The 572-nt window shown below is 34.3% G+C and carries 1 protein-coding gene; it reads left to right on the forward strand.

The features are described 5' to 3' along the window. Window positions 1-459: hypothetical protein (locus tag C9I99_RS26950; RefSeq protein WP_211321966.1), on the forward strand; the 459-nt coding region annotated here is incomplete at its 5' end. Between the last annotated feature and the right edge of the window lie 113 nt (window positions 460-572).

Raw genomic sequence — 572 nt, forward strand, 5'->3', positions numbered from 1 at the left:
GTTATGTTTTTAAGGTTAAATATGTTCGAAAAACACAATAAATATACAAAAAGCACATACTGGTTGTTAGCTATTAACAGTTTGATTGGTGTTTGTTTTCTTGGATTACTCATCTTAAATTTAGCTGGAGGAAAGTCAGCTTTAGAGTATGTTTTCTTTGTGGTATTGGTTGCCATGCTATTTTTGAATGGTTTCTGCGCTTATAAAATCTACAAGCGTAGTTATATCGCTCTAAAATTATCATTTTGGCTGTTTTTATTACAAGTTTTTGGGTTCTCAACTAGTTCTTGGGCATTTAGTTTAAATGTTGGTATGAGCTTTTACATTAGCTTCAAACTTGATTCAGTAGAACTATCTGTCAATTTGATTGCTGTTCTAATTGTTACAATTATTTCTGCTGCAATAAGAAGTATAAAAAAGTTAATGCAATCATCAGATGAAAGTTTAGTTGGTGCATGACGAGTCTCAAAACATAACAAGGCAATCAAGGTGATGCGTTACACTCGGCGGTTTTGGTACGGAGTTCAGTGTGCTTTGTTGGTTCTGTGGGGCACACCTTATTGCAGGCGTTA

This window comes from Photobacterium lutimaris (assembly GCF_003025555.1).
Lineage (GTDB): Bacteria > Pseudomonadota > Gammaproteobacteria > Enterobacterales > Vibrionaceae > Photobacterium > Photobacterium lutimaris.